Annotated in this window: 4 protein-coding genes; all 4 read right to left on the minus strand. The window is 63.8% G+C overall.

The genetic code is table 11. The features are described from left to right. On the minus strand, positions 1–375 hold a 375-nt coding region (tssK, locus tag EN991_RS30450), incomplete at its 3' end, for a type VI secretion system baseplate subunit TssK (RefSeq protein WP_164769479.1). A 40-nt stretch (positions 376–415) separates the two neighbouring features. Continuing rightward, positions 416–868, minus strand: a complete 453-nt coding sequence (gene tssJ / locus EN991_RS30455; RefSeq protein WP_024504481.1) for a type VI secretion system lipoprotein TssJ — start codon at positions 866–868, stop codon at positions 416–418. Positions 869–871: 3 nt separating this feature from the next. Beyond that, a complete protein-coding gene (gene tagH, locus EN991_RS30460) occupies positions 872–2,344 on the minus strand; it encodes a type VI secretion system-associated FHA domain protein TagH (RefSeq protein WP_027163186.1) in 1,473 nt (490 codons plus the stop codon). Then, the coding region (tssG, locus tag EN991_RS30465) for a type VI secretion system baseplate subunit TssG (protein ID WP_127370135.1) at positions 2,341–2,913 on the minus strand (573 nt) is incomplete at its 5' end. The genes tssG and tagH, both read right to left, overlap by 4 nt.

Raw genomic sequence — 2,913 nt, forward strand, 5'->3', positions numbered from 1 at the left:
ATGATATCGCGCACCCGAGGCGGCAGCGTGTGCCGGATCGAAGCCGACACCGCCCGGAGGCTCCAGCGGCAAGGCGATCAGCACCGGTCCGGCGCCCGTGTCAGGGGTGACCGGCAGCGGTCGCGGCGCGTCCATCATGTCCGGGATGGAAAAAGGTGTCCCATCCGGAAAGATGCCCCGCGCGGACAGGATCGAGATCTGGCCGGCTTCCAGCAACGCCTGGTCCAGCGTCAGCTGTTGGAAACCGAACGTATGCAATTGCCCGGCCTGCAACGCGCCGCGCACCGTCGCCTCGAAAAAGCGATCCTGCTGCTGGAAATGCTGGGTCCGCAGGAAAAGCCCTTCGGACCATAGCACCCTGTTTGCATTGCTCATGCCGCTACTCTCTGCATCGAGCTCCCCTTGCCCTTTGCCGCTAGGCGGAAATGCCGCCGCTGCCAAGCGTGACGTTGATCGTGAATTTCGATCCCGACGACACCGACTTAGTTGTCCGCCAGTTCCGGCCGCCGGGCTCGCGGATCAGAGCAACAAAGCCCAGCGCCGTCGCGTCCGGCTCGACCGTGATGGTTTTGGATGCGGATTTTCCCGGCCCGACGGAAATCTGGTCGGATCCGATGAGATCGCCCGCCAGCGCCGTGCCGGCATCCCCCTGCAGCGCGAAATAGTCGGCGGAATTGAATTTGCCGGTGCTTTTCAGCCGCATCACCAGGATCGTTACCGGCCGGTCGCCGCCGCCTGGTCCCGGGTTCATGCCAGCACCGCCGTTTACGTTGACGGTGATCACCGATGGTTTCGGCGGACCACTCTGGCAAGCCGCAAGCAACCCTGTCGCGCCCAAGGCAACAACAAATTCACGTCGATCAATCATCTCTCACTCCTCCTCATATGCATCTCGAAAATCAGCGCCGATTTCGCCAAGGAAGCTCTTTTCAGCACTCTCGGCGATTTCACGATGGCGCTTCTGGTAAAGTTCCCACAGCTTGGCGCCCCGCCCCCCAGAGAGAAGGGTTCCGATCGCGGAATTCGATTTCAGCTCTTCCTCGATCACTACCGGGTCAAAACGGTCGATCATCCGCCGCATGGCGGTCTGTATGCCTCGCCAGGCGCGTACGTGATGTTGCGCGAGATCGCGCACCGCATCGGTGATTGCCGCTTCACCGCCGAGAAATCCTGGGCTGCGCTCAGCGATAAGCGTTATGATGGCGTCGTCGACGGTCGGCAGGAACTTGAGCGGATTGACTTCGGAGGCCCCGACCATGGTCTGCGCGACGCGCGCGTTTCCCTTTTCCTCGGCCCGCTTGCGCAGAAGCTGCATCAGGCCTTCCATCATCATCCGGTATTCGCGACCGAACTTCTCCATTTCCGCGATGCTGTCGCGTCCGGGGAAATCGGCTTCCTCGACACCCATGCCATGCAGGAATGCGGCGCGAAGCGCCATCTCCTCCGGCCGCGCCGCACCCAGCGCCGGGGCGGCTTTGGGAGCAGCACCCACACGTGGTGAAGCAGGGGTAGCTGCGGGCTGCACCGGCAAATCCCAGGGATTGGCTGATTGGGATCGCTGGGCGATGCGCTCGCGCTGTTCGATCGAACTGGCGCCGTTCGCCGAACTGAGCGTGGCGGCTGGTCCGAAAGCAAAGTCATCATGGGTTCCGGACGGCTTGTCACGGGCGGCTTGGGCTGCGCGGTCGGGGGACGGTACCGCGTCGAGGCTGAACGGGTCCGCTTGGCTCGCCGCGCCGCCCGGTTCGCGATAAGGGGCGGGATTTTTCGACACCGGCGTCGAAACCGGATCGAGGCTGAACGGGTCATCGAAAGCGGCCGAGTGGCGCTGGTCGGAGTTGGCACGTTCGAATGCACCCGCAACCGGCTGCTCGAAAGGGTTCGGCAGATCGGCCGGACGTGGCCGTCGCGGCTCTTCTTCGACCTTGGCGGAAAAGAAGTCATCGCGACCGATGCTCACCGGGGCCCGGGATGCTGGCGGCGCGCGTTCCGAAACCGGCTGGCCGGCCGCTGGTGCTTGAGTGGCTGGCGTTTGCAGGTCGACATGGACGACGTAGTCGCCCAATCTCAGCCGCATGCCACTTTGAAGGCGCGTCGACTTGCCGGCACCGAGCGGGCTGTCGGAGTCGTTTATGAACAATCCGCTGCTCGACGTGTCGGTGACGAAATATCCATCTCGCCCGCCAGAGATCTTGCAATGTGCCCTTGAAACGAACATGTCGGGATCGTTGATCTGCCAACCCGCGTCCGCGCTGCGGCCGATCACCAGCTCACCCTCGTCAAGCCGGGCCTGCCGCACCGCCTGGGTGCGTGGCCCTTGCTCCAGTGTCAGCAGCAGGCTCATGCCGCGACCCCCGTCATTTCCGGCCGCCATCCGACGATTGTCCGCAGCCGCATGTCGTCAGCATCGCCCCTTTCGATGGGTCGCGCAAGCCAGGCGGTCCGCCCGAGCCGAACCGCTCCGATTTGGGGCGGCGGTACGGCTTCACGCGCAAGCACGATGCGCAGATCGACGTCGAGCGACTCCCCGACCATGTCGCGAACGGCCTGCTTGAACAGCTTGAGCCGCTCGCCGCCAGGCAGGAACGCCTTGAACTCCTCATACCCCAGCGGGCCGACACGCAGTTCGATCCTGCTTTGGCGGCTGAAAACGCGTGGGCCGATCGTCGCGCCCTTGCCGAGCCCTGCAAAGGCCTTTGCAAGACGGGTCTGGAGACCGGTTGGTACTGTTATCCAGGCGGAGATGAACTCCTTGATCTGTACCGGCGCCTTGAACGCTTCCGCCAGGAACAGCGTCAGCCGTTCCGGGCCGTCGACCTGATTGGCCAGCGAAGCCGCCTGGCGAAGCTTCACCGTATCGAGATTGGGGTCCTGCGTGCCGGGAAGTCCGATCCCGGCCATGGCTTCAAGCAT

It is taken from the genome of Mesorhizobium sp. M7A.F.Ca.US.005.03.2.1 (assembly GCF_003997795.1).
Taxonomy (GTDB): Bacteria; Pseudomonadota; Alphaproteobacteria; order Rhizobiales; family Rhizobiaceae; genus Mesorhizobium; species Mesorhizobium ciceri.

Bases quoted from the DNA above. Each gene is read 5' to 3' on its own strand.
- tssJ (WP_024504481.1), bottom strand. From the start codon at position 868: ATGATTGATCGACGTGAATTTGTTGTTGCCTTGGGCGCGACAGGGTTG.
- tagH (WP_027163186.1), bottom strand. From the start codon at position 2,344: ATGAGCCTGCTGCTGACACTGGAGCAAGGGCCACGCACCCAGGCGGTG.